The 26110-nt window shown below is 60.7% G+C and carries 24 protein-coding genes; 18 read left to right on the forward strand and 6 right to left on the reverse strand.

Annotated features, from left to right (window positions below):
- Positions 1 to 119 precede the first annotated feature (119 nt).
- From ACU688_RS18080 to ACU688_RS18115, 8 genes are all read left to right on the forward strand, one after another.
- Positions 120 to 1454 (forward strand): OprD family porin, encoded by a 1335-nt coding sequence (locus tag ACU688_RS18080; RefSeq protein WP_448185819.1) that lies wholly within the window; start codon positions 120 to 122, stop codon positions 1452 to 1454.
- A gap of 277 nt (positions 1455 to 1731) precedes the next feature.
- A complete protein-coding gene (locus ACU688_RS18085) occupies positions 1732 to 2370 on the forward strand; it encodes a peroxiredoxin (protein ID WP_448185820.1) in 639 nt (212 codons plus the stop codon).
- Positions 2371 to 2699: 329 nt separating this feature from the next.
- On the forward strand, positions 2700 to 3293 hold the full coding sequence (gene ssuE / locus ACU688_RS18090) for an NADPH-dependent FMN reductase (RefSeq protein ID WP_124526829.1): 594 nt from the start codon (positions 2700 to 2702) through the stop codon (positions 3291 to 3293).
- Between the two features lie 95 nt (positions 3294 to 3388).
- Positions 3389 to 4357, forward strand: a complete 969-nt coding sequence (locus ACU688_RS18095; protein ID WP_124526828.1) for a sulfonate ABC transporter substrate-binding protein — start codon at positions 3389 to 3391, stop codon at positions 4355 to 4357.
- 25 nt (positions 4358 to 4382) lie between these two features.
- Complete coding sequence (gene ssuD / locus ACU688_RS18100; RefSeq protein WP_017739046.1) at positions 4383 to 5531, forward strand: FMNH2-dependent alkanesulfonate monooxygenase; 1149 nt, start codon at positions 4383 to 4385, stop codon at positions 5529 to 5531.
- Between the two features lie 8 nt (positions 5532 to 5539).
- Positions 5540 to 6328, forward strand: a complete 789-nt coding sequence (ssuC, locus tag ACU688_RS18105) for an aliphatic sulfonate ABC transporter permease SsuC (protein ID WP_017739045.1) — start codon at positions 5540 to 5542, stop codon at positions 6326 to 6328.
- Positions 6325 to 7131 carry an aliphatic sulfonates ABC transporter ATP-binding protein gene (gene ssuB / locus ACU688_RS18110; RefSeq protein WP_124526827.1) on the forward strand — a complete coding sequence of 269 codons (807 nt, stop codon included), beginning with the start codon at positions 6325 to 6327 and terminating at the stop codon, positions 7129 to 7131. The genes ssuC and ssuB overlap by 4 nt, the downstream gene beginning before the upstream one ends.
- A gap of 105 nt (positions 7132 to 7236) precedes the next feature.
- Positions 7237 to 7452, forward strand: a complete 216-nt coding sequence (locus tag ACU688_RS18115; RefSeq protein WP_003213899.1) for a TOBE domain-containing protein — start codon at positions 7237 to 7239, stop codon at positions 7450 to 7452.
- 110 nt (positions 7453 to 7562) lie between these two features.
- On the opposite strand, the gene ACU688_RS18120 is transcribed toward ACU688_RS18115, so the two are convergent.
- A complete protein-coding gene (locus ACU688_RS18120) occupies positions 7563 to 8192 on the reverse strand; it encodes a TetR/AcrR family transcriptional regulator (RefSeq protein WP_448185821.1) in 630 nt (209 codons plus the stop codon).
- Between the two features lie 221 nt (positions 8193 to 8413).
- Positions 8414 to 9790: a glutamine synthetase family protein gene (locus ACU688_RS18125; protein ID WP_026137087.1), complete on the reverse strand. Its 1377-nt coding sequence runs from the start codon at positions 9788 to 9790 to the stop codon at positions 8414 to 8416.
- A 278-nt stretch (positions 9791 to 10068) separates the two neighbouring features.
- On the opposite strand from ACU688_RS18125, the gene ACU688_RS18130 reads away from it, so the two are divergent.
- The 8 genes from ACU688_RS18130 to ACU688_RS18165 all read left to right on the forward strand — a co-directional run bounded on the left by ACU688_RS18130 (position 10069) and on the right by ACU688_RS18165 (position 19199).
- Positions 10069 to 10848 (forward strand): gamma-glutamyl-gamma-aminobutyrate hydrolase family protein, encoded by a 780-nt coding sequence (locus ACU688_RS18130; protein ID WP_448185822.1) that lies wholly within the window; start codon positions 10069 to 10071, stop codon positions 10846 to 10848.
- A gap of 39 nt (positions 10849 to 10887) precedes the next feature.
- Positions 10888 to 12246, forward strand: coding sequence for a glutamine synthetase family protein (locus ACU688_RS18135; protein ID WP_017739040.1), 1359 nt, complete (start codon positions 10888 to 10890; stop codon positions 12244 to 12246).
- A 58-nt stretch (positions 12247 to 12304) separates the two neighbouring features.
- Complete coding sequence (locus ACU688_RS18140; RefSeq protein ID WP_448185823.1) at positions 12305 to 13669, forward strand: aspartate aminotransferase family protein; 1365 nt, start codon at positions 12305 to 12307, stop codon at positions 13667 to 13669.
- A 183-nt stretch (positions 13670 to 13852) separates the two neighbouring features.
- The gene (locus ACU688_RS18145) at positions 13853 to 14947 is read left to right on the forward strand and encodes a polyamine ABC transporter substrate-binding protein (RefSeq protein WP_448186031.1); all 1095 of its coding nucleotides are present in this window, start codon (positions 13853 to 13855) and stop codon (positions 14945 to 14947) included.
- Positions 14948 to 15099: 152 nt separating this feature from the next.
- Positions 15100 to 16194: a polyamine ABC transporter substrate-binding protein gene (locus ACU688_RS18150; RefSeq protein WP_448185824.1), complete on the forward strand. Its 1095-nt coding sequence runs from the start codon at positions 15100 to 15102 to the stop codon at positions 16192 to 16194.
- Positions 16195 to 16258: 64 nt separating this feature from the next.
- Positions 16259 to 17401, forward strand: coding sequence for an ABC transporter ATP-binding protein (locus ACU688_RS18155; protein ID WP_057006455.1), 1143 nt, complete (start codon positions 16259 to 16261; stop codon positions 17399 to 17401).
- Positions 17398 to 18318 carry an ABC transporter permease subunit gene (locus ACU688_RS18160; RefSeq protein ID WP_105697207.1) on the forward strand — a complete coding sequence of 307 codons (921 nt, stop codon included), beginning with the start codon at positions 17398 to 17400 and terminating at the stop codon, positions 18316 to 18318. The genes ACU688_RS18155 and ACU688_RS18160 overlap by 4 nt, the downstream gene beginning before the upstream one ends.
- A complete protein-coding gene (locus ACU688_RS18165) occupies positions 18315 to 19199 on the forward strand; it encodes an ABC transporter permease subunit (RefSeq protein ID WP_017739035.1) in 885 nt (294 codons plus the stop codon). The genes ACU688_RS18160 and ACU688_RS18165 overlap by 4 nt, the downstream gene beginning before the upstream one ends.
- 88 nt (positions 19200 to 19287) lie before the next feature.
- Here ACU688_RS18165 and ACU688_RS18170 read toward each other — a convergent pair whose 3' ends face one another.
- A complete protein-coding gene (locus ACU688_RS18170; RefSeq protein ID WP_448185825.1) occupies positions 19288 to 19926 on the reverse strand; it encodes an HD domain-containing protein in 639 nt (212 codons plus the stop codon).
- Positions 19927 to 20154: 228 nt separating this feature from the next.
- Here ACU688_RS18170 and ACU688_RS18175 point away from each other — a divergent pair, with 228 nt between their 5' ends.
- Positions 20155 to 21120 carry a GlxA family transcriptional regulator gene (locus tag ACU688_RS18175; protein WP_448185826.1) on the forward strand — a complete coding sequence of 322 codons (966 nt, stop codon included), beginning with the start codon at positions 20155 to 20157 and terminating at the stop codon, positions 21118 to 21120.
- Positions 21121 to 21230: 110 nt separating this feature from the next.
- On the opposite strand, the gene ACU688_RS18180 is transcribed toward ACU688_RS18175, so the two are convergent.
- A complete protein-coding gene (locus ACU688_RS18180; RefSeq protein WP_448185827.1) occupies positions 21231 to 23585 on the reverse strand; it encodes a penicillin acylase family protein in 2355 nt (784 codons plus the stop codon).
- 30 nt (positions 23586 to 23615) lie between these two features.
- On the reverse strand, positions 23616 to 24191 hold the full coding sequence (locus ACU688_RS18185) for a DUF6436 domain-containing protein (protein WP_448185828.1): 576 nt from the start codon (positions 24189 to 24191) through the stop codon (positions 23616 to 23618).
- A gap of 98 nt (positions 24192 to 24289) precedes the next feature.
- Here ACU688_RS18185 and bipL point away from each other — a divergent pair, with 98 nt between their 5' ends.
- On the forward strand, positions 24290 to 25213 hold the full coding sequence (gene bipL, locus ACU688_RS18190; RefSeq protein ID WP_448185829.1) for a phospholipase BipL: 924 nt from the start codon (positions 24290 to 24292) through the stop codon (positions 25211 to 25213).
- A 107-nt stretch (positions 25214 to 25320) separates the two neighbouring features.
- On the opposite strand, the gene ACU688_RS18195 is transcribed toward bipL, so the two are convergent.
- Positions 25321 to 26073, reverse strand: coding sequence for a DUF2059 domain-containing protein (locus tag ACU688_RS18195; protein ID WP_448185830.1), 753 nt, complete (start codon positions 26071 to 26073; stop codon positions 25321 to 25323).
- Positions 26074 to 26110: the final 37 nt, after the last annotated feature.

Below are 26110 nucleotides of genomic sequence, written 5' to 3' on the forward strand. Positions count from 1 at the left end.
CACACAAGGTTACGATTGACTTGTCAGTCACTATCCGGTGCTAATCGCGCATCTGTGGATCGAGGGCGTCAGACCCGAGACCAAAGAAATACAAAAATTAGAAATGAGAGGAGCGGTACATGAATAAGTCCACCTTGGCTTTGGCTGTAGCTTTGGGCGCAATCGCCCAGCAAGCAGGCGCTGCCGGTTTCATCGAAGACAGCAAGGCGAGCGTGACTGCGCGCAACTTCTACATCAACCAAGACAACCGTGACGGCACCGCCAAGCCAAACAAGCAAGAAGAATGGGGCCAAGGCTTCATCTTCAACTTCGCTTCCGGCTACACCCAAGGCACCGTTGGTTTTGGTGTTGACGCCATTGGCCTGTACGGCGTGCGTCTGGACTCCGGTAAAGGCACTGCCTACAACAACAATAGCGCCAACAAGGGCGGCATTGTGTTCCCAAGCGACAGCGACGGTCGTGCGGTGAACGATTTCGGCAGCATTGGCCTGACCGGCAAGGTCAAGATCTCCAAGACTGAATTGAAGCTGGGCACCCTGCAGCCAAAACTGCCGGTTGTGACCTCCAACGACGGTCGTCTGCTGCCACAAACCTTTGAAGGTGGCCAGATCACCTCCAACGACATCGACAACCTGACCCTGGTTGGCGGTAAGTTGGAACACGCCAAAGGCCGTAACTCGTCGAACAACGACTCGCTGACCATCGCTGGCTCCAACGGCGCTACCCGCACCGCCACCGCCAACGCCCGCAGCAACGAGTTCTACTACGCCGGTGGTGACTACAAGATCACCAAGGACCTGACTGCCCAGTACTACTACGGCAACCTGTCCGACTTCTACAAGCAGCACTTCCTGGGCCTGTCCCACAACTGGGCATTGCCAGTGGGCGTGTTCAAGACCGACCTGCGTTATTTCAACAGTGACTCCGATGGCAAGAACGCCAGCCAGGAAGGTCGTGTTGCCGGCTACCGCGCTTCTGGCTACCAGAACAACGGTGAAGTCGATAACCGCACCTGGAGCGCCAAGTTCACTTACGCCCTGCAAGGCCACGCGATCAGCGCCGGCTACCAGCGTGTAAACGGCACGAGCGACTTCCCGTTCCTCAACCAGGGTGACGGTGCTTCTTCGTACCTGATCACCGACGTGCAGATCGGCAAGTTCCAACGCGCCGGCGAGCGCACCTGGTTGGCCCAGTACGCCTATGACTTCGCTGCTGTCGGCCTGCCAGGCCTGACCACTTCCGTCATGTACCTCAAGGGCGACAACGTTGCCACTGCGACCGGTGACAAAGGCGAGTGGGAACGTGACTTCAACCTGGGCTACGTAGTACCGGAAGGCACTTTCAAAGGTCTGGGCGTTGCCTGGAAAAACGCTTCGCTGCGTTCCGAAGTGGCTTCCCAGCGTAACCAAGACGAAAACCGTCTGATCGTCAGCTACACCCTGCCGATCCTGTAAGACTGTTGTTAAGCCTTGCCCGGCGCGATGCCGGGCAAGGTGTCTTGCATTTTCAAGTCGGGCTAAACCCCCGCAAGCCCTTCCTGAACCCCTCTTTGTACAGCGTCTCAAGGCCTTCTCGAACCTTGAAGCGGATGGTGCTCCTCGCCCGTTGCGGCGTCCAATGAACAGATTTTTAATATTCCTTTATCGTCTAGATAAATCGATATTTATTCTTTTTAAATAATCTGCAACCCATGCACAGTAGGCTCCATAAGCACTCACCAGGAGCCACACCATGAGCCTAAGACTGGGCGACATCGCCCCCGACTTTGAACAGGATTCCAGCGCCGGCAAGATTCGTTTCCACGAATGGCTGGGCGATAGCTGGGGCGTGCTGTTTTCCCATCCGGCGGACTTCACCCCGGTGTGCACCACCGAGCTGGGCTTCACCGCCAAGCTCAAGGACGAGTTCGCCAAGCGTGGCGTCAAGGCCATCGCCCTGTCCGTCGACCCGGTGGATTCGCACCACAAGTGGATCGAAGACATCAACGAAACCCAGGACACCATCGTCAACTTCCCGATCCTGGCCGATGCCGATCGCAAAGTGTCGGACCTCTACGACCTGATCCACCCGAACGCCAGTGACACCCTCACCGTGCGCTCGCTGTTCGTGATCGATCCGAACAAGAAGATTCGCCTGACCATTACCTACCCGGCGAGCACCGGGCGTAACTTCCACGAGATTTTGCGGGTCATCGACTCGTTGCAGCTGACCGACAACTACAAAGTCGCCACGCCGGCCAACTGGCAGGACGGTGATGAAGTGGTGATCGTGCCGTCGCTCAAGGATGAGGACGAGATCAAGAAGCGCTTTCCGAAGGGCTATCGTGCGGTGAAGCCGTACCTGCGCCTGACCCCTCAGCCTAATCGTTAAGGCTCAGGCCGCCATCGCGGCGGTGCGACGATTCGACAAGCCCGCTCCCACATTGGAATGCGGTCACCTGTGGGAGCTGGCTTGCCTGCGATAGCGCCATCACAGACACCCTATCCATCAAGCAGCACCCGTCTCACAATGCAGGGGTTTTCAGGCCGTTTTCACGGCCTTTTTTTTCGCCCGGCGTTTCATAAAGCCTATATGCATTTAAAGAATAAACACATGAAAAAATAAGATTTAAAGATATATAAATCTGCTGATATGGTCTGTTCCATCTTGGCGCCATCGCCACACAGCGAACCGCCGGCACTAGCTCAAGGAATTCCTGCATGTTGGTCGTAACACTTGGAGGCAGTCCCAGCCAGCGTTCCCGCTCCGGGGTCTTGCTGGAAAAAACCCGTCAGTGGCTACAAGACAAAGGCGTGGAAGTGGTGAGTTACCAGATACGGGACTTCCCGGCTGAAGACTTGCTGCACGCCCGCTTCGACAGCCCCAAGGTCATCGACCTGTTGCAGCAAGTCGCCAACGCCGACGGCTTGGTGATTGCCACGCCGGTGTACAAGGCGTCGTTCTCCGGTGCATTGAAGACCGTGCTGGACCTGCTGCCCGAGCGCGCCCTGGCCCACAAGATCGTGTTGCCAATGGCCACCGGCGGCAGCATCGCCCACATGCTCGCGGTGGATTACGCCTTGAAGCCGGTGCTGTCGGCGCTCAAGGCCCAGGAGTTGCTCCACGGCATCTTTGCCGAAGACAGCCAGATCGCCTACGCCGAAGGCAGCGCCCAGGCGCAGTTGGTGCCGGTGCTCGAACACCGTTTGCACGAGGCCCTGGAAACGCTCTACGGCGCCATGGCGCGCCGCCCGAAACCGCTGGACCCCCATGTGTTGAATGAACGTTTGTTGAGTGCTCGCTGGAGCATTTAAGCCACATCGAAACCTAGAAGTACTCACCTTACTCAGCCGCCAACGGCCAAGCAGGTGCAGCCAACCCCCTAAACGCATTGATTGGAGAGAGCGCCATGCGCACTGTCATCTTGCGTCGTGGTCTGGTCGCACTGTTTGCTGCGGCTGTGTCCTTCGGCGCCATTGTTCAAGCCCAAGCCGCCGAGACCCTGCGGATCGGATATCAGAAATACGGCACGCTGGTGCTGCTCAAGGCCAAGGGCACGCTGGAGAAGCGCCTCGCTGCCCAGGGCGTGAACGTGCAGTGGACCGAGTTCCCAGGCGGCCCGCAATTGCTCGAAGGCCTCAACGTCGGCTCCATCGACTTTGGCGTCACCGGCGAAACCCCACCCGTATTTGCCCAGGCTGCTGGCGCGGACCTGCTCTACGTCGCCTACGAGCCGCCGGCGCCGACCAGCGAAGCGATCCTGGTGCCGAAAGACTCGCCGATCAAATCGGTGGCCGAGCTCAAGGGCAAGAAAATCGTGCTCAACAAAGGCTCCAACGTGCATTACCTGCTGGTACGTGCGCTGGAAGATGCCGGCCTCAAATACACCGACGTGCAGACCGTCTTCCTGCCGCCCGCCGATGCCCGCGCCGCGTTCGAACGTGGCAGCGTGGACGCCTGGGTGATCTGGGACCCGTACCAGGCCGCCGCCGAGAAACAACTGCAAGCGCGCACCCTGCGTGATGGCACCGGCATCGCCGACAACCATCAGTTCTACCTGGCCACCAAGCCCTACGCGGAAAAACATCCGGAAGTGGTCAAGGCCCTGATCGAGGAAGTGCGCGCCGTGGGCGAATGGTCCAAGGCCAACCCGCAGGAAGTCACCGATCAAGTCGCACCGCTGCTCGGCCTGCCGGCTGACATCACCCTGACCTCGGTGAAACGCCAAGGCTACGGTGCACTGTTCCTGACCCCGGCCGTGGTCGCCGCCCAGCAGAAAATCGCCGACACCTTCTACCAACTCAAATTGATCCCCAAACCCTTGAGCATCAAGGACGTGATCTGGACACCACCCGCCGCCGTTGCCAAAGCGCCGTAATCCGACTACTTCAGGAGACAACTCCATGAGCCTCAATATTTTCTGGTTCCTGCCTACCCACGGCGACGGCCATTACCTTGGCACCGCCGAAGGCGCTCGCGCCGTTGATCACGGTTATTTGCAACAAGTGGCCCAGGCCGCGGATCGCCTGGGTTTCGGCGGGGTGCTGATCCCCACCGGGCGCTCCTGTGAGGATTCGTGGCTGGTGGCTGCGTCGCTGATCCCGGTGACCCAGCGCTTGAAATTCCTGGTCGCCCTGCGCCCCGGGATCATTTCGCCGACGGTGGCTGCGCGTCAGGCCGCGACCCTTGACCGTCTGTCTGGCGGGCGTGCGTTGTTCAATCTGGTCACCGGCGGTGACCCGGAAGAACTGGCGGGCGACGGCTTGTTCCTCAGCCACGAAGAGCGTTACCAGGCCTCAGTGGAATTCACCCGCATCTGGCGCCGCGTGCTGGAAGGCGAAACCGTGGATTACGACGGCGAGCACATCAGCGTCAAAGGCGCCAAGTTGCTCTACCCGCCGATCCAGCAACCGCGTCCGCCGCTGTACTTCGGTGGTTCCTCCGAAGCGGCCCAGGACCTCGCCGCCGAACAAGTGGAAATGGTGCTGACCTGGGGCGAGCCGCCAGCCGCCGTTGCAGAGAAAATTGCGCAAGTACGGGCCAAGGCCGAGAACCTCGGGCGCACCCTGCGCTTCGGTATCCGCCTGCATGTGATCGTGCGCGAAACTAACGAAGAGGCGTGGCAAGCCGCCGACAAACTGATCTCCCATGTGGACGACGACACCATCGCCCGCGCCCAGGCCTCGCTGTCGCGCTTCGACTCCGTGGGCCAGCAACGCATGGCCGCCTTGCACGGCGGCAGCCGCGACAACCTCGAAGTCAGCCCCAACCTGTGGGCCGGCGTCGGCCTGGTGCGTGGCGGCGCCGGCACCGCGCTGGTGGGCGATGGCCCAACGGTGGCGGCGCGGGTGAATGAATACGCGGCGCTGGGCATCGACACCTTTATCTTCTCCGGTTATCCGCACCTCGAAGAGTCGTATCGAGTCGCCGAATTGCTGTTCCCCCACTTGGATATCGAACGTCCCGAGCTGCCCAAGGGCGCCGGGTATGTGAGCCCGTTTGGCGAAATGGTCGCCAACGACATCCTTCCCAAAGCTGCGTCGGCGAGCTGAGGCAGCCCATGAACTATGAAAAATTGAGCCATCGCGTGGCGCCTTGGGTGCTGCCGATTCTGTTGTTGGCGATATGGCAGTTGTCGGTGTCGGCCGGTTGGTTGTCCACGCGCATTCTGCCGGCGCCGAGTGCGGTGATCGCAGCGGGGGTGCACCTGGTGGCCAGCGGTGAGATCTGGACGCACCTGGCCATCAGTGGCTGGCGCGCGGGCCTGGGTTTTGTCATCGGCGGCAGCATCGGCCTGGCCCTGGGTTTTATCACCGGCCTGTCGAAGTGGGGCGAGCGCCTGCTGGACAGCTCGGTGCAGATGATCCGCAACGTGCCGCACCTGGCGCTGATTCCGCTGGTGATCCTGTGGTTTGGCATTGACGAGACGGCGAAGATTTTCCTGGTCGCCCTGGGCACGCTGTTCCCGATTTACCTGAACACCTATCACGGCATCCGCAACGTCGACCCGGCGTTGGTGGAGATGTCGCGCAGCTACGGCTTGTCCGGCTTCAGCCTGTTCCGCCAGGTGATCCTGCCGGGGGCGCTGCCGTCGATCCTCGTGGGTGTGCGCTTTGCCCTGGGCTTTATGTGGCTGACGCTGATCGTGGCGGAAACCATTTCGGCCAGTTCCGGTATCGGTTACCTGGCGATGAACGCCCGGGAATTCCTGCAGACCGACGTGGTGGTGCTGGCGATTGTCATGTACGCCATCCTCGGCAAGCTCGCCGACCTCGCCGCGCGCGGCCTGGAACGTGTGTGGCTGCGTTGGCATCCGGCGTATCAAGTGAATAAAGGAGGTGCGGCATGACCGCTCAACAACCTCCGCGCCTGCTCAAGGGCATCCCGTTGGCGGTGCGCAAACTGCGCAAGGCCTTTGGTGCGCGGGAAGTGCTCAAAGAGATTGATCTGCATATTCCGGCGGGCCAGTTCGTGGCCGTGGTCGGCCGCAGCGGTTGCGGCAAAAGTACCTTGCTGCGCCTGTTGGCCGGTTTGGACAAAGCCAGCGGCGGCGAGCTGCTGGCCGGCTCCGCGCCGTTGAGCGAAGCGCTTGAAGACACGCGGTTGATGTTCCAGGAAGCGCGCCTGCTGCCGTGGAAAAAGATCATCGACAACGTCGGCCTGGGCCTCAAGGGCAACTGGCGGCCGAAGGCCTTGGAAGCCCTGGAAGCGGTGGGCCTGGCCGAGCGTGCCGATGAATGGCCGGCGGCCTTGTCCGGTGGCCAGAAGCAGCGTGTGGCCCTGGCCCGCGCCTTGATTCACCAGCCGCGCCTGCTGTTGCTCGATGAACCGCTGGGCGCACTGGATGCGCTGACCCGTATCGAGATGCAGCAACTGATCGAAAACCTCTGGCTCAAGCACGGTTTTACCGTGTTGCTGGTGACCCACGACGTCAGCGAAGCCGTGGCCATTGCCGACCGGGTGATCCTGATCGAAGACGGCGAAATCGGCCTCGACCTGCTGGTTGACCTGCCACGGCCCCGCGCCCGTGGCTCGTACCGCCTGGCGGCGCTGGAAGCCGAAGTGCTCAACCGTGTGCTGTCGCTGCCCGGCACGCCACCGGAACCCGAACCTGTTTCACCGCTGCCTACGCAATTGCGTTGGGCGCAATAAATCAGCGGCAAGCTTCAAGCTTGAAGCTGCAAGGGAAGGCACTGCGCTTTTACTTGCAGCTTGCAGCTAAGAACTTGCAGCTATCTCGACTTGAGGAGAGACCGTATGACTATTAAAGCGATCAACGTACGTAACCAGTTCAAAGGCACCATCAAGGAAATCGTCGAAGGCGACGTGCTGTCGGAAATCGATGTGCAGACGGCGTCGGGGATCGTCACTTCGGTGATCACCACGCGCTCGGTCAAAGAGCTGGAATTGGTGATTGGCAGTGAGGTGATTGCGTTTGTGAAATCGACTGAGGTGTCGATTGCCAAGTTGTGATTGGCGGCGTTCCTGAGGCCGTCATCGCGGGCAACCCCGCTCCCACATTTGACTGTATTCACAAATCAAAATGTGGGAGCTGGCTTGCCTGCGATGAGGCCAGTCCAGGCTCAACGCTTAGGCAGATAAGCTGGCAAATACAGCCCCACATAAGCATCAAACACCCGCATCCCTTCCTCCGCCATGCGCGGCGTGATCAGCCCATGCTGATGCACCGAGCGCGCATACACGCGATCGCTCAACTCCAGCGCCAAGGCAAACACATCCACATCCTTGGGCAGTGTCGGCACGTCAAAGTGACGGTTGAACACGGCCAGCATCAAGTCACCCAGTTCCAGATCATGCTGACGATCCGCCTGGGTCACTTCCGTCAGCCCATGCTGCGCCAGGATCAACTGGCGTGCGGCGGCGTCGTGGTCGTAGATGGTCAGCATGCGCTGTTCAACGATGTAGGACAGGTCCCGCCAGTGCTTGAGTGAAGCATGGTCGATGGGCGCCTGAATCGCCGCGCGGAAGGCGGCGTGGACATCCGCCGTCAACGCTTCCAGCAGCGCCGGTACGCTGGCGAAAAAGTGATACACCGACGACGGCGGAATCTGCGCGCGCTCGGCCACGCTGTAGATAGACAAACTGGCCACGCCTTCGGCGGCCAGCAAGGTGCGGGCGGCGTCGAGGATCGCGTCGATCCGCGCCTGGCTGCGGGCGCGGGGTTTGCGAGGAGTGGCGGGGCGGGTGGTCATGGATGTCTCCTACAAGGCAGGGGGCATTGTATGAGCAGGGAGATGTGTTGTCTTCAAGGCCGCCATCGCAGGCAAGCCAGCTCCCACACTTGAATGTGTTCACAGATCAAAATGTGGGAGCTGGCTTGCCTGCGATGAAGTCACCTCGGTCTACCTGGAAAAAACCATAAAAAAACGCCCCAGACCAAAAGCCTGCGGCGTTCTTTTAATGCAGCCGCCGTTTAGACGGTATGCAGGTACCAGTTGTACTCAAGGTCGGAGATGGAGTGTTCGAACTCTTCCAGCTCACTTTCCTTACAGGCGACGAAGATATCGATGTATTTAGGATCGATGTACTTGGCCATCACCTCGCTGTCATCCAACTCGCGCAGGGCATCGCGCAGGTTGTTTGGCAGGCTTTGTTCGTTCTGCTCGTAGCTGTTGCCTTCCACCGGTGCGCCGGGCTCGATCTGGTTGGTCAGGCCGTGGTGCACGCCTGCCAGGACCGAAGCCATCAGCAGGTAAGGGTTGGCGTCGGCGCCGGCGACACGGTGTTCGATACGTACGGCGTCGGACGAGCCGGTCGGTACGCGAATCGCCACGGTGCGGTTGTCCAGGCCCCAGCACGGCGAGTTCGGCACGTAGAACTGTGCGCCGAAACGACGGTAGGAGTTGACGTTGGGGCACAGGAACGCCATTTGGGCGGGTAGGGTCTCCAGCACACCGCCGATTGCGTGGCGCAATGCGGCGTTCTGCTCGGGATCCTCGCTGGCAAAGATGTTCTTGCCGTCCTTGTCCAGAATGGAGATGTGTACGTGCAAACCGTTGCCTGCCTGGCCTGGGTAAGGCTTGGCCATGAAGGTGGTGTCCATCTCATGGTCGTAGGCGATGTTCTTGATCAGGCGCTTGAGCAGTACCGCGTAGTCGCAGGCCTTGATCGGGTCGGCGACGTGGTGCAGGTTCACTTCGAACTGCGCCGGGGCACTTTCCTTGACGATGGCGTCGGCCGGGATGCCTTGCTCTTTGGCACCTTCCAGGATGTCCTGGAGGCAATCGACGTATTCGTCGAGGTCGTCGATCAGGTAGACCTGTGTCGAGTGCGGGCGTTTGCCGGAGATCGGCGAGCGGGGCGGTTGTGGGCGGCCGTTCACGTTCTCCTGGTCGATCAGGTAGAACTCAAGCTCGAAGGCGGCGCAGATGGTCAGACCGAGGTCGTCAAATTTGCTTACAACTTGGCGGAGCACTTCGCGCGGATCGGCGAAGAAAGGTTCACCTTCAAGTTCGTGCATGGTCATCAGCAGTTGCGCGGTTGGGCGCTTTTGCCAGGGTTCATTGCACAGGGTGTCAGGGATCGGATAACAGATTCGGTCAGCATCACCGATGTCCAGACCCAGGCCGGTGCTTTCCACCGTCGAGCCGTTGATATCCAGGGCAAATAAAGAGGCAGGCAGGTTAATGCCCTTCTCGTAAACCTTGTGGAGGCTGGTGCGTTCGATGCGCTTGCCGCGCACCACACCATTCATATCCGCAATTAGAAGGTCTACGTACAGAACCTCAGGATGATCCTTAAGGAACGCGTTCGCTTCGTTAAGCTGAACGGCACGCGGGGGTACCGACATGATGCAACACCTTTGTTGTTAAAAATATCAATCATTGATCTTTTCTGGTTTCAGTCAACCCGAACGGCATGCCGAAGTCAAGCGAGGCCTTTTTTGCCCTAAAAAAGCGCCTTGAAGGCTTTTTTGCGGCGTTTTGGGGCGGTTTTATCGGTTTGAAGCGAGTAGGACTCGCGGGCTTGAGCGGGCCGTGTTGTATTTTTTACGGGGGTGTTGTGTAAAAAAATGAACAAGGCTAAGCTCGATTCAAACCCATAACAGCAATAATACCGGGGTGCTTCATGTCTCGCCTGCCGTTAATCGGCGTCACCGCCTGCTCCAAACAGGTCGGTCTGCATGCTTATCACATCAGTGGCGACAAATACGTCCGTGCAGTGGCCACCGCTGCCCAGGGCTTGCCATTGATCATTCCGTCCCTCGGGGATTTGCTCGAACCGGCCAATATTCTTGACGGCCTGGACGGCATTCTATTTACCGGCTCCCCCTCCAATATCGAACCCTTTCACTACGACGGTCCGGCCAGCGCGCCCGGGACTGCTCATGATTCTGCACGGGACCAGACCACGCTGCCGCTGCTGCGTGCCGCGATTGCGGCGGGCGTGCCGGTGCTGGGCATCTGCCGGGGTTTCCAGGAGATGAACGTGGCCTTTGGCGGCAGCCTGCACCAGAAGGTTCACGAAGTGCCGGGCATGATGGACCACCGCGAAGACGACACCCAGCCGCTGGCAGTCCAATACGGCCCGGCGCACGCGGTGGCGATCGCGCCGAACGGTGTATTGGCCAGCCTGGGCTTGCCCGAAACGATTCAGGTCAACTCGATCCACAGCCAGGGCGTTGAGCGTCTGGCGCCCGGTTTGCAGGTCGAAGCCACCGCGCCGGACGGCTTGATCGAAGCTTTTTCTGTTACAGCGGGCAAGGCTTTTGCTTTAGGAGTGCAATGGCACCCCGAATGGCAGGTAAGCTCTAACCCGCACTATCTCGCGATCTTCCAGGCATTTGGCACCGCCTGTCGAAAGCGGGCGATGCAACGCGACGCGGATGCTGCGTCAACCAACGCCTGACCTTTAATGGATGTCAGGAAACCCAGCCCAGAGGCATTTATGAGTAACAACCTCGACCAGCTCACCGATTGGTTGAAAGACCACAAGATCACAGAAGTCGAATGCATGATTGGCGACCTTACGGGCATCACCCGGGGCAAGATCTCGCCGACCAACAAGTTCATCGCCGAAAAAGGCATGCGCCTGCCCGAGAGCGTTCTGTTGCAGACCGTGACCGGCGACTATGTCGAAGACGACATCTATTACGAATTGCTCGACCCGGCCGACATCGACATGATCTGCCGCCCCGACCAGAACGCGGTGTACCTGGTGCCGTGGGCCATCGAGCCGACCGCCCAGGTGATCCACGACACCTACGACAAGCAAGGCAACCCCATCGAGCTGTCGCCGCGCAACGTGCTCAAGAAAGTCCTGCAGCTCTACGCCGACAGAGGCTGGCAGCCCATCGTGGCGCCGGAGATGGAGTTCTACCTGACCAAGCGCTGCGAAGACCCGGACTTCCCGCTGCAACCGCCAATCGGTCGTTCCGGTCGCCCGGAGACCGGTCGCCAGTCCTTCTCTATAGAAGCGGCGAACGAGTTCGACCCGTTGTTCGAAGACGTCTACGACTGGTGCGAATTGCAGGAGCTGGACCTCGACACCCTGATCCACGAGGACGGCACCGCGCAGATGGAAATCAACTTCCGTCACGGCGATGCATTGTCCCTGGCCGACCAGATCCTGGTGTTCAAGCGCACCATGCGTGAGGCCGCGCTCAAGCACAACGTGGCCGCCACCTTCATGGCCAAGCCGATGACCGGCGAGCCCGGCAGCGCGATGCACCTGCACCAGAGCATCATCGACATCGCCACCGGCAAGAACGTCTTCTCCAATGAAGACGGGACCATGAGCCAACTGTTCCTCAACCACATTGGTGGCTTGCAGAAATTCATCCCGGAATTGCTGCCGCTGTTCGCCCCCAACGTGAACTCGTTCCGCCGCTTCCTGCCCGACACCTCGGCGCCGGTCAACGTGGAATGGGGCGAAGAGAACCGCACCGTCGGCCTGCGCGTACCGGATGCCGGCCCGCAGAACCGCCGTGTGGAAAACCGCCTGCCGGGCGCCGACGCCAATCCGTACCTGGCGATTGCCGCCAGCCTGCTGTGCGGCTACATCGGCATGGTCGAAGGCCATAACCCGAGCGCGCCGGTCGTCGGTCGTGGTTACGAGCGACGCAACCTGCGCCTGCCGTTGACCATTGAAGACGCCCTGGAGCGTATGGAAAACAGCAAGACCATCGAGAAATACCTGGGTCAGAAATTCATCACAGGCTACGTCGCGGTCAAGCGGGCCGAGCATGAAAACTTCAAGCGCGTGATCAGTTCGTGGGAGCGGGAATTCCTGCTCTTCGCCGTCTGATGCGCCGGGCGCGCCCTTTAAACGGCGCGCCCTTCACTGAAAAGTCTAGGAGATTGGTATGTCCAGCAACAACCCGCAAACCCGTGAATGGCAAGCCTTGAGCAGTGAGCACCACCTGGCGCCGTTCAGCGACTTCAAGCAATTGAAAGAGAAAGGCCCGCGCATCATCACCAAAGCCCACGGCGTTTACCTGTGGGACAGCGAAGGCAACAAGATCCTCGACGGCATGGCCGGCCTGTGGTGCGTGGCGATCGGTTACGGTCGCGATGAACTGGCTGACGCCGCCGCCAAGCAAATGAAAGAACTGCCGTACTACAACCTGTTCTTCCAGACCGCTCACCCGCCGGTGCTGGAACTGGCCAAGGCCATTTCCGACATCGCGCCTGCCGGCATGAACCACGTGTTCTTCACCGGTTCCGGCTCCGAAGGCAACGACACCATGTTGCGCATGGTCCGCCACTACTGGGCGATCAAAGGCCAGCCGAACAAAAAAACCATCATCAGCCGCAAGAATGGCTACCACGGCAGCACCGTGGCCGGCGCCAGCCTGGGCGGCATGACCTATATGCATGAACAAGGCGACTTGCCGATCCCAGGCATCAGCCACATCGCCCAGCCGTACTGGTTTGGCGAAGGCGGCGACATGAGCCCGGAAGAATTCGGCGTGTGGGCCGCCAACCAGCTGGAAGAGAAGATTCTGGAACTGGGCGTGGACAACGTCGGTGCCTTTATTGCCGAGCCGATCCAGGGCGCCGGTGGCGTGATCGTGCCGCCCGCCACCTACTGGCCGCGCATCAAGGAAATCCTCGCCAAGTACGACATCCTGTTTGTGGCGGACGAAGTGATCTGCGGTTTCGGCCGTACCGGCGAGTGGTTCGGTAGCGATTTCTACGACCTCAAGCCCGACATGATGACCATCGCCAAGGGCCTGACCTCGGGCTACATCCCCATGGGCGGCCTGATCGTGCGCGATGAAGTGGTGGCGGTGCTCAACGAAGGTGGTGATTTCAACCACGGCTTCACTTACTCCGGCCACCCGGTGGCAGCAGCGGTGGCCCTGGAAAACATCCGCATCATGCGCGATGAAAAAATCGTTAATCGCGTGCACGACGAAACGGCACCGTATTTGCAGAAACGTCTGAGGGAGCTGGCGGATCACCCGTTGGTGGGTGAAGTGCGCGGTGTGGGCATGTTGGGCGCAATCGAGCTGGTGCAGGACAAGGCCACGCGCAAACGCTACGAAGGCCGCGGCGCTGGCATGATCTGCCGCACGTTCTGCTTCGAAAATGGCCTGATCATGCGCGCCGTGGGCGACACCATGATCATTTCGCCACCGCTGGTGATCAGCAAGGCGGAAATCGACGAGCTGGTCACCAAGGCTCGCCAGTGCCTGGACCTGACTTTGGCGGCATTGCAGGGCTAAGTGCTAGGCTCAGGAGGCGCTGCTTCCGGGCGGTTATAAATGTAGGGGCTTTGGTTGAAAGCCGGTCCCTGAACTTGCCAGACTGTCGCCCTGTTTTGTTGCCCTTTAGACGGGCCGCAGAACTTAGTAAGAATGTGGCCCAAAAAAGAAAAATTGGAGCATCACCAAATGAAGGCATTAGGTTTGAAGAACGCTGGCAAGACCCTCCTCGCCTTGTCCCTGATGGGCGCAATGGCGGGCGCGGCCCAGGCCGACGACAAAGTGCTGCACGTCTATAACTGGTCCGACTACATTGCGCCGGACACCATTGCCAACTTTGAAAAAGAGTCGGGCATCAAAGTGGTGTACGACGTTTTCGACAGTAACGAAACCCTGGAAGCCAAGTTGCTGGCAGGCAAGTCCGGCTACGACATCGTCGTGCCGTCGAACAACTTCCTCGCCAAGCAGATCAAGGCCGGTGTCTACCAGGAGCTGGACAAGTCCAAGCTGTCCAACTACGACAACCTGAACAAATCCCTGCTTAAAGCCGTGTCGGTCAGCGACCCGGACAACAAGCACGCCTTCCCGTACATGTGGGGTTCGATCGGCATCGGCTACAACCCGGAGAAGGTCAAGGCCGCGCTGGGCGTGGACAAGATCGACTCGTGGGACGTGCTGCTCAAGCCTGAGAACATCGCCAAGCTGAAAAGCTGCGGTGTGAGCTTCCTCGATTCGCCAACCGAAATGTTGCCAATCGCCCTGCATTACCTCGGTCTGCCGACCGACAGCCAGAAGCCGGATGACCTGAAGAAAGCCGAGGAGCTGTTCCTCAAGATCCGCCCATCGATCGGCTACTTCCACTCCTCCAAGTACATTTCCGACCTGGCCAACGGCAACATCTGCGTGGCCGTGGGCTACTCGGGTGACATCCAGCAAGCCAAGTCCCGTGCTGCCGAAGCCGGTGGCAAGGTCAAGGTTGCCTACGACATTCCGAAAGAAGGTGCTGGCAGCTTCTTCGACATGGTCGCCATCCCTAAGGATGCCGAAAACGTCACCGGCGCCTACGCGTTCATGAACTACCTGCTCAAGCCGGAAGTGATGGCTAAGATCACCGACTCGGTACGTTTCCCGAACGGCAACGAAAAAGCCACTGCCCTGGTGGATAAAGAAATCACCAGCGACCCCGGCATCTACCCGCCTGCGGACGTGCAAGCCAAGTTGTATGCCATTGCTGATTTGCCAGCGGCAACCCAACGCTTGATGACGCGCAGCTGGACCAAGATCAAGTCGGGTAAATAACCCGTTTTGATCCCTGTGGGAGTGGCAAACCGCCACTCCCACACATTAAATGACAGAAAGTTTTGCCGGATCGGTTTATCGAGGGTAAGTTGCGCGCCGGTTTTGTTGCCGGGCAACAACTTCAAGGCCCAACTATTTAAGAGGACCTCCACTTGCCAATTTCTTTATTTCGCCAAGCCATGCTGGTGGGTGCAGGTATCACGCTGACGCTGAGCGTGCAGGCCGCGCCGACGGTGCATATTTATAACTGGTCGGACTACATCGGCACCGACACCCTGGCCAACTTCGAAAAGGCCAGCGGCATCAAGCCCGTGTATGACGTGTTTGATTCCAACGAAACTCTGGAAGGCAAGTTGCTGGCCGGGCGCACCGGCTATGACGTGGTGGTGCCGTCCAACCACTTCCTCGGCAAGCAGATCAAGGCGGGCGCGTTCCAGAAGATCGACAAGTCTTTACTGACTAACTATTCCAACCTCGACCCGGCGCTGCTCAAGCGCCTGGAAAAGAACGACCCGGGCAACCAGTACGCCGTGCCGTACCTGTGGGGCACCAACGGCATTGGTTACAACGTCGATAAAGTGAAGGAAGTGCTGGGCGTCGACAAGATCGACTCCTGGGCCGTGCTGTTCGAGCCGGAAAACATGAAGAAGCTGGCCACCTGCGGTGTGTCGTTCATGGATTCGGCGGATGAAATGCTGCCGGCGGTGCTCAACTACATGGGCCTGGACCCGAACAGCACCAACCCGGACGACTACAAGAAGGCCGAAGAAAAGCTGCTGAAAGTGCGGCCCTACGTGACCTATTTCCATTCTTCGAAATACATCTCCGACCTGGCCAACGGCAATATCTGCGTGGCCGCCGGGTTCTCCGGCGATGTGTTCCAGGCCAAGGCCCGCGCGGCCGAGGCGGGCAAGGGCGTGCACATCGCCTACGCGATTCCGAAAGAAGGCGGCAACCTGTGGTTTGACGTGCTGGCGATCCCCAAGGATGCCACCAACGTCAAGGAAGCCCACGCCTTCATCAACTATTTGCTGCAGCCTGAGGTGATCGCTCAGGTCAGTGATTACGTCGGTTATGCCAACCCTAATCCAGGGGCGGACAAACTGATGGAGCAATCGATACGCACCGACGAAGCGGTTTACCCACCGCAGGCGGTTCTCGACCGGACGTTTGTCAACTTCGAGCTACCCCCGAAAGTGCAGCGTTTAATGACCCGTAGCTGGACCAAGGTCAAGACGGGCAAGTAAAGCCCAGACTATCCAAGGTTCGCCTGCTTCGGGCGAACAGACATTTTTGTTGGGAGTTTCGTAAATGGCAGTTGCCTCCGGCGCCTATAAGAAAGCCCTCGAGGGCGACCAGACACCTAAGAAGGTGCTGGTCAAAATCGACCGGGTCACGAAGAAGTTCGACGAGACGATTGCCGTGGACGATGTGTCCCTGGAAATCAAGAAAGGCGAGATCTTCGCCTTGCTCGGCGGTTCGGGTTCGGGCAAGTCCACCTTGCTGCGCATGCTCGCAGGTTTTGAGCGCCCGACCGAGGGCCGCATCTACCTCGACGGCGTGGACATCACCGATATGCCGCCCTACGAGCGGCCGATCAACATGATGTTCCAGTCCTACGCCTTGTTCCCGCACATGACCGTGGCGCAGAACATCGCCTTCGGCCTGCAACAGGACAAGATCCCCAAGGCCGAGGTCGACGCCCGTGTGGCCGAGATGCTCAAGCTGGTACAGATGAGCCAGTACGCCAAGCGCAAGCCGCACCAGTTGTCTGGCGGCCAGCGTCAGCGTGTGGCCCTGGCCCGTTCCCTGGCCAAGCGCCCGAAACTGCTGCTGCTCGATGAGCCGATGGGCGCCCTCGACAAGAAGCTGCGCTCGCAGATGCAACTGGAGCTGGTGGAAATCATCGAGCGCGTCGGCGTGACCTGCGTGATGGTGACCCACGACCAGGAAGAGGCCATGACCATGGCCGAGCGCATCGCGATCATGCACCTGGGCTGGATCGCCCAGATCGGCAGCCCGATCGACATCTACGAGACGCCCACCAGCCGCCTGGTGTGCGAGTTCATCGGCAACGTCAACATCTTCGAAACCCAGGTGGTGGACGACGCCGAAGGTCACGCGGTGCTCAAGTGCCCGGACCTGGACCGCGACATCTACGTGGGCTACGGCATCGCCACGGCGGTGGAAGACAAGTCGGTGACCTACGCCATCCGCCCGGAAAAGCTGCTGGTCACGTCCGAGATGCCGACCTGCGAGCACAACTGGTCCAGCGGCAAGGTGCACGACATCGCTTACCTGGGCGGCCACTCGGTGTTCTACGTGGAGCTGCCGAGCGGCAAGCTGGTGCAGTCCTTTGTCGCCAACGCCGAACGCCGTGGCCAGCGCCCAACCTGGGGTGACCAGGTGTACGTGTGGTGGGAAGACGACAGCGGCGTGGTACTGCGCTCATGAACACAAAAAAACTCAAGCGGCGCTTGCAGCGCATCGTCCCCAGCGGCAAGCAGGTGGTCATCGGGATTCCGTTCCTGTGGCTGTTCCTGTTCTTCGCCTTGCCGTTTTTCATCGTCCTGAAAATCAGCTTCGCCGAAGCCGACGTAGCGATCCCGCCGTACACCGAGATCTACACCTACGTTGAGCAGAAGCTGCAAGTGGTGCTGAACCTGGCCAACTACAGCTTGTTGGCGGGCGACGAGCTGTACATCGCGGCCTACCTGGGCTCGCTGAAAATGGCGTTCTTCAGCACGCTGTTGTGCCTGCTGATCGGCTACCCGATGGCCTACGCCATTGCCACCGCGCGCAAAGAGATGCAGACCGTGCTGGTGCTGCTGATCATGATGCCGACCTGGACCGCGATCCTGATCCGCGTGTATGCGTGGATGGGCATCCTCAGCAACAACGGTCTGCTCAATGGTTTCCTGATGTCCATGGGGCTGATAAACGAACCGCTGCAGATCCTCAACACCAACATCGCGGTGTATATCGGCGTGGTCTATTCGTACCTGCCGTTCATGATCCTGCCGCTGTACGCCAACCTGGTGAAGCACGACCAGAGCCTGCTGGAAGCCGCTTCCGACCTGGGTTCGAGCACCTTCAACAGCTTCTGGAAGATCACCGTGCCGCTGTCCAAGAACGGCATCATCGCCGGCTGCATGCTCGTGTTTATCCCGGTGGTGGGCGAGTTCGTGATCCCCGAACTGCTGGGCGGCCCGGAAACCCTGATGATCGGTAAAGTGTTGTGGCAAGAATTCTTCAACAACCGTGACTGGCCGGTGGCCTCTGCCCTGGCGGTGGTGATGCTGGCGATCCTGATCGTGCCGATCATCCTGTTCAACCGCAGCCAAGCCAAAGAGATGGAGGGCAAGATATGAAGCGCGTCAGTTTCTCAAGCTTCATGCTGGTGGCGGGGTTGTTGTTCATCTACCTGCCGATGCTGATCCTGGTGATCTACTCGTTCAACGAATCCAAGCTGGTGACGGTGTGGGGCGGTTGGTCGATCAAGTGGTACGTGGGCCTGCTGGACAACACCCAGTTGATGGGCTCGGTGATGCGCTCCCTGGAAATCGCCTGCTACACGGCGGTGGCGGCAGTAGCGCTGGGTACCTTGGCGGCGTTTGTGCTGACCCGTATCAGCCAATTCAAGGGCCGCACGCTGTTTGGCGGCCTGGTGACGGCGCCGTTGGTGATGCCGGAAGTGATCACCGGTCTGTCGCTGTTGCTGCTGTTCGTGGCGATGGCGCAGATGATCGGTTGGCCGCAAGAGCGTGGCATCGTCACCATCTGGATCGCCCACACCACGTTCTGCGCGGCGTATGTGGCGGTGGTGGTGTCGGCGCGCTTGCGCGAGCTGGACCTGTCGATTGAAGAAGCGGCAATGGACCTGGGTGCGCGGCCGTGGAAGGTGTTCTTCCTGATCACCATCCCGATGATCGCGCCGTCGCTGGCGGCGGGCGGCATGATGTCGTTTGCGCTGTCCCTCGATGACCTGGTACTCGCCAGCTTCGTGTCGGGGCCGGGTTCGACCACCTTGCCGATGGAAGTATTCTCGGCGGTGCGCCTGGGGGTTAAACCCGAGATCAACGCCGTGGCCAGCTTGATTCTGTTGGCGGTGTCGTTGGTGACCTTCCTGGTGTGGTTCTTCAGCCGTCGTGCTGAGGAGAAACGCAAGAAAGCGATCCAGCAAGCGATTGAAGAAGCGGCGGCGGATGGCTGGCAACAGCCGGACAAGCGCCGGGCGCCTGCGCCGGTCTAATCAGGTCTACCTGAAGAAACCGGATCAAAATGTGGGAGCTGGCAAGCCAGCTCCCACAGGGGTTTTGTGGTGTTGATAAGGGTGTGTTTCAGGCAGCCCACGGGGATTTGCGGATGACCTCGACAAAATTCATCGGCCTGAACCCCGGCTCCTGATCCACCAGCACATCCGTCTTCACATTCCCAAACGTAGTCTGCGGGCGATGGCGTAAGCCGTCGGCAAACGCGCAGATGATGCATTCCTTGAACCCTTCACCCCGTGGATGCGCATGCACCACCGCTTCGCGCTGCACGCTGGAAAAGGCCGCGTAGTCCATGCCCAGCACGTCCATTTCCACGCCGGCAGTGACCAAGGCCACGGTCGGGCGCAGATGTTGCGGCACGCCCGGCGTGGTGTGCAGGGCGATGGACAGCCACACCTGTTCGATATCGTCATCGCTCAGGCCATAAGGCTTGAGGAAGGCCGCCGCTGCATTGGCGCCGTCCACTTCAAAACGCTCGTTGTCACTGCGATGCCCGGCCACCAGGCCGAGGTCGTGGAACATCGCGCCCACGTAGAGCAGCTCCGGGTTGTAGGTCAGTTGCTTGCGCTCACCGCTCAACGCGCCGAACAGGAATACCCGGCGGGAGTGGTGGTAGAGCAGGTCGGATTCGACGTCGCGGATGTATTCGGTGGTGGCCTTGGCGAGGGCGCTGTCGGGGATCTGGATGCCGGCGATGGTGGTCATGGTGGTTCTCCTGTGGAAGGATTCCAGTCTGGTCGCGGATCCGTGGCGGGACCATCGCCGCGAGGGCGTGATCCCGGCCAATGTGGTTGTACATCGCGCCAAGGGTGTACTCGGTCAACTGTGGGAGCTGGCTTGCCTGCGATAGCATCACCTCGGTATACCTGACAGACCGAGGTGCCTGCATCGCAGGCAAGCCAGCTCCCACAGGGCCCAGACAAAGGTTTACTCATGCACAAAACCGTCGCCATCCTGATCTTCCCCGGCGTCCAGTCGCTGGATGTCACCGGGCCCATGGATGTGTTCTGCGAAGCCAACCGCTTCCTGCCCAGCCAGGACCATTACCAGTTGGAAGTCATCGGCCTCGCTCACGGCAACATGGCCGCCTCCAATGGCCTGTCATTGCAGGCCCACCGGCATTACAGCGAGGCCTTGCAAGCCTACGACCTGCTGCTGGTCGCCGGTGGCCCGCAGTTGCCCTTTGAGGATTTCGGCCCGGCGTTCGATGCGTGGCTGCGCGGTGCCACCGAAAAGGCCCGGCGCTTCGGTTCCATCTGCAACGGCGCCTTCATGCTCGCCCGCGCCGGCTTGCTGGATGGCAAAACCGTCACCACCCACTGGAACGATGCCGCCGACCTGGCGCGCCTGTGCCCCACGGCCCAGGTCGAGGCCGACCGGCTCTACGTACAGGACGGCAACCTCTACACCTCGGCGGGGGTCACGGCGGGGATCGATTTGTCCCTGTATCTGCTGGCCCAGGACCATGGCCCGGAAGTCGCGCTGAGCGCGGCCAAGCGCCTGGTGGTGTTTACCCAGCGCTCGGGCGGGCAGTCGCAGTTCAGCCCTTTTCTGACGCCCCACGCCGAAACCACTTCGGCGGTGGCGTTGGTGCAGTTGTATGTGTTGGCGAACCTGACCGGAGATCTGACCATCGCCGACCTGGCCAAGGCGGCCAATATGAGCGCGCGCAATTTCTCCCGGGTGTTTGCCCGTGAGGCGCGCATCACCCCGGCGGAATTTGTCGAACGGGCGCGGGTGGATGCGGCGCGGGTGATGCTCGAAAGCAGCCACGCACCGCTCAAGACCGTGGCCTATCAGTGCGGCTTTCGTGATGCCCAGCACATGCGCAGTGTGTTCAACCGCCGGCTTGGGGTGACGCCGCAGCAGTTTCGACTCAATTTTGCCGCACCGGTCTAAAGCTCCACGCGGTCAAAAATGTGGGAGCTGGCTTGCCTGCGATAGCGGTGTGACAGATACACCGCCATCGCAGGCAAGCCAGCTCCCACACTGATCGGGTTTGCAGATGATTAGCGGGCTGGCAGCAACTTCAAGGTGCCACGGGTATTGGCCGTGATTTCTTCATCGGTGAAGTGCGCCTGTTCGTAGCCACCCTCGATATAGGTCTCCGCCTGATCCCCATAATGCCGATCAAACGGCACGCCGCTTTGCCCCACCGGGTTGATGGTCAGGGCGTGGGCCACGTCGGCAAAGTCGATCAGGCGGCGGGTCGACGGGCCGTATGTCACCGGCCATGGCGCCGGGCCGATGTTCGCCGATTGGTTGTTCGGCACCTCGTGGCTGCCCGGTGCCGGGAACGGGCCGACGTTGAACACGAGGTCCAATGGCTTTTGCATACCCAATGGATGGCCGTGGGTCAGGGTGTGGGCCTTGCCCCATTGCCACTGGTTTGGGTCGTCGCCAAAGGTGCTCTTGAGGTGGGCGAGGCTGTTGTCCCAGGCGCGCTTGACGGTTTCGGCGCGTTGGCCGTTCCACCACGGTGAGTCCGGCGCTGCCGCCAGGCGCGGCAGCGCGGCGTCGATCACGCGGGTGCTGAGCAGGGTCTTGAACATGCCGTCGCCGAGCTTGGGGTGGAATGCCGCGTCGGCGAGGTTGAACAGGAACTGGTTGAACAGCGTGGCACTGGTGGAATCCAGCGGGTAATCACCTTTCCAGGCGGCCAGTTGTTCAACCAGCTGCAGTTGCGCCGGGTCCTTGACCACCTCGCGCAGCACCGGCAACAGCGGCGCCAGCAGGCGTGGGCCGAAGGCCGTGGTGGTGCCCAGTTGCAGGGCCTGGCTGTTAGTTACATCCCACTTCACGCTGTTGTCGCTCAACTGCGCGTTCAACTGCTGGCCACGGTCGGCCAGGTTGTAATAACCGGGGATCTCCATGCCGGTGGGCGACACCGGCTGGGCATTCGCCGACACCACATAACCGCGCGCCGGGTTCTCTTCCTGCGGGTTGGCACTGAACGGGTAGAAACCCAGCTTGTCGGCCTGGGCCGTGCTGCCGTCGAGGATAAACCCGGCGTTGACCCCGACCGGCCGGATCGGCAACTGCGCCGCCGCCCACCAGCCGATATCACCCTTGGCGTTGGCCCACACAATGTTCAAACCCGGCGCCGAAACCTTGGCCGCCGCCGCGCGGGCCTTGGCCAGGGTGTCGGCGCGGTTGAGCTGATAGAAACCTTCGAGGATCGGATTCTGCGTATCGAGAAATGCCCACCACATGGCAATCGGCGTCTTGCCGGCGTTTTCGCCGAGCACGTCATTGATGATCGGGCCGTGGGGCGATTGGCGCAGGGTGAGGCTGACCGGGGCCTGGCCCTTGACCTTGATCTGCTGCTCGGTGCTGGTCATGTCGACCCAGGCGTCGTGATACCAGACCTGGTTGGGGTTGTCCGGGTTGACCTTTTCGGCGATCAGGTCGAGGTCGTCGTTCTGGAACATGGTCAGGCTCCAGCCGAAGTCCAGGTTGTGCCCCAGGAACGCCATCGGCACCAGCGCGTTGTGATAGCCATACAACTCAAAGCCCGGCGCCGACAGCTGCGCCTCGTACCACACCGACGGCACCGAGAAACGGATATGCGGGTCGCCCGCCAGCAGTGGCTTGCCACTTTTGGTGCGGTTGCCGCTGATGGCCCAGGCGTTGCTGCCTTCGAACTGCGGCAGGCCGTTGTCGGCCAGCGCCTGTTCGCTGAGGGACGCGAGGGCGCCGAGGGTCTGCCAATCGCTGGCGGCGAGGTTGAGCGCGCCCTTGGGTTGCCAGTCGAGGTCGAAGACTTTCAGGTAGTCGCTGCCCAGTTGGTCGCGTACGTAAGTCAGCAAGGGTTCGGTACGAAAGGCTGCGGCAAAGCTGTAGGCCATGTACCCGGCGACGCTGATGGTGTCTTCGGCGGTAAACGGCCGCTTGGGGATGCCCAGCACGTCGAACTCCACCGGGCTGGCGTGGCTGTCCTGATATTGGTTGATCCCATCCAGATAGGCTTGCAGGGCCTTCCAGTGCGCGGACTCATGGTCCAGCTGCGCGACGTAAGTGGCGGCGCGGTCGCGGATGCGCAGGCTGCGGAACAGCTTGTCGGTCTCCAGCACCTTGGGCCCGAGCACTTCGGCCAGCTCGCCACGGGCCAGGCGCCGCATGATCTCCATCTGGAACAGGCGGTCCTGGGCATGCACAAAGCCCAGGGCGCGGTACAGGTCGGTCTCGTTTTCGGCGCGGATATGCGGCACGCCACGGTCGTCATACCGCACCGTGACCGAACCTTGCAGGTTGGCCAGCGTCACCGTGCCCTGGCGGGTCGGTTGCTTGCTGTAGAGGTACACGCCGGCGCCAACGGCGACCAACACCAGCAGAACCGCGAGAACCTGCAAGACGCGCTTCATGAACTTTCCTTAGCCAGAATGGGTAACGGACTACTGCTCTTTAGGCCACGAACAATAGCAGCCCACCGCCAGGGTGTGCGTGGCATTCACCTCGCGGCCGTCTTCCAGCGCCTGCAGGATCGGCTCGATAAAACTGTTGCTGGCGTTGCACGTCAGCCCTTCGCTGTAAGGCCCGAAATACGCGAGTTTGCCCGTGCGATCCCAGATCCCCACGGCGGGACTGGCGGGTACCTGGTCGGCGCCGGGCAGGGCAGTGAGGATTTTCATCTGGCGCAGGTTATCGGGCAGTTGGCCGTGGCTGCCGGGCTTTTGCAAGGCGTAGAACTCGACGCCCTGGGGCGCGTAGTGCTCAATCAACTCGCCGAGGTGTTGCTGGTTGCCGACGTTGCACGGGCAGGCCGGGTCCCAGAAGTGCACCAGGCGGATCGGGCCGGGGCCGGCGAGGTCGGCCGGCAGTTTCAGCGGGTCACCGGAAAACACCGCCGTGTGTTCACTGAAGGCGCGCAGGTAGCGGCCCTGGAACCAGTCATACGCCGCCCACAGCACGCCGGCGCAGATAACCAGGAGCAGGCTGGCGAACAGGGCGGAACGGTAGGGCGGTCGCATTCAGATGTATCCTCGAAGGTCGCGTAGCTTGCCATGCTTGTCCTGACAGATGAATATCGCAGCTCGATATTCATCCGCGCCGTAGTCTGGAAGCCTTTATGCCCGTCACCTTTGACCCCGATCATCTGCGCGAAAGCTTGCGGCCCCTGATGGCGGCGCAAGCGCTGTCCGCCGAGGCGCGGGTCTACCAGCGTTTCTACGGGCTTGATCAGGCCGTGAGCCGCCTGGGGCGTTTCGAGGTGGCGGGGTTTCAGGTGGTTGCGCAAGTGTGGTGGCCGGCTGCGCCGGTGGCGACAATGTTCATGTACCACGGCTTTTACGACCACATGGGGCTGTATCGCCATGTGGTGAAGTGGGCGCTGGACCAGGGCTTTGTGGTGATCGCCTGCGATCTGCCGGGGCACGGCCTGTCCAGCGGCGCGCGCGCCAGCATCGACGATTTTGCGGTGTACCAACAGGTGGTGCAGGCGCTGTTTGCCGAGGCGAACGCCCTGCAACTGCCGCAACCCTGGCACTTGTTCGGGCAGAGCACGGGCGGCGCCGTGGTGGTGGATCATCTGCTCAACCATGGCGTCGATAGCCCGGCCCAGGGCAAGACGTTTCTACTTTCACCGTTGGTACGGCCACGGGCGTGGGGTTGGTCGCAACTCAGCTATTACCTGCTGCGGCCGTTCGTCAAAGGCATTGCGCGGCGGTTCAGCGACAACACCCACGACCCGGCATTCCGGCCGTTCCTCGAAGCCGACCCGTTGCAGCCCCGCCAATTGCCCACCGCCTGGGTCGGCGCCTTGGCGCGCTGGATCAAACGCATCGAAGCCGCACCAAGCAGCCCACGGCGGCCGGTGATTGTGCAAGGAGAGGAAGATATGACGGTGGACTGGCAGCACAACTTGCAGGTGCTGCGGGGCAAGTTTGATCAGCCTGAAGTGTTGATGCTGACGCGGGGCAGGCATCACTTGGCGAATGAAATTTCGGAGATACGCGAGGAATACTTCAAGTACCTCACCGACCACCTGAAGTAACTCGGTCAAAAAATGTGGGAGCTGGCTTGCCTGCGATAGCGGTGTATCAGTTACTGATTTGTTTACTGATACACCGCTATCGCAGGCAAGCCAGCTCCCACAGGTTTTTACTGTGTCAGGCTTGAAGTGCTTTGGCCCACAGCCAAACCCGCTCGAATCGCCGCCAGTGCAGCCTGGTAATACGCCTTCCCCTCCGCCGACTCCGCAAACGTGGCGAATTCTTCCAGCTCCGGGTCGGACAAATCCCGATAGACGTACAGCAACGTATTGTTCAGGTCATTGCCAATCTGCTGCATCAGCCGCTCGCGCTGGCCATTCAACATGCCTTGCGCCTGACCACCGCCGAGCAGGCCGGGAATCATCTGGCTCAGGCTGTCGGCCGCCACGCCGGCAATCGCCAGGCTGACTTCCGCACCGGCTTCACGCGCCGGCAACGCTTGCGCCAAATGACCAATGATCAGGCTACGCGTGGCGTCGGCTTCTATTTTCGGCAGGCCCTGGGCGTTCTTCGCCAGCTGGTCGCGGCGCGTGGCCAGCAACTCGGCGGCGACGATCTTGCGGCCTAGCGGCGATTGGAAAAAGGCCAGGGCCGGCGCCGGGTCCGCGAGGTTCTTGCGCAATTGCGCTTCGGCACGCTGGTCCATGGCCTGGGCGGCGAAGCGTTTATTGCTGTTGTCCACCAGCGCCTGGTACACCGCCGGCGGCAGGCTATTGCGGTAGCGTTGCTGGGCGGCGCTGAGGGCGTCGTTGAAATGCGCACGTTGTTCGGCCCAGCCGGCGACCTTGTACAACTGGTCATGGCCGTCTGCCCAAACGGGCAAAACGCAGAACATCAGCAAGGATAAAAACAAACGACGCATTAGGGACTCCTGTCAGTCGGCCACTATTGTCCGTGTC

The organism is Pseudomonas acericola (SeqCode) (genome assembly GCF_053456465.1).